Genomic DNA, 286 nt, shown 5'->3' with positions numbered 1-286 from the left:
CATTATCTGCTGCGAAACAGAAATACTTTGTTACACAACATACTGCATTTGCATATTTAGCTTTGGACTATGGTTTGAAACAAGTTTCTATTACAGGTGTTGCTGCAGATGAGGATCCGACTCCATCACGTCTAGCAGAATTGACAGAGTATATCAATAAATATGGTATTAAGTATATCTATTTTGAAGAAAATGCGTCAAAATCTGTTGCAGAAACACTTGCTAAAGAGACTGGGGTTCAGTTGGATGTTCTTAATCCTCTTGAAAGTTTGACGGATGAGGATAT

General features: G+C 36.4%; 1 protein-coding gene. It reads left to right on the top strand.

Translation table 11 applies throughout. From position 1 onward, the window contains the following. Positions 1-286: metal ABC transporter solute-binding protein, Zn/Mn family (locus C1E99_RS00445; protein ID WP_161951113.1), on the top strand; the 286-nt coding region annotated here is incomplete at both ends.

This window comes from Streptococcus suis (assembly GCF_002964045.1).
GTDB lineage: Bacteria > Bacillota > Bacilli > Lactobacillales > Streptococcaceae > Streptococcus > Streptococcus suis_U.
This window is presented reverse-complemented; position numbering and strand designations above follow the sequence as displayed.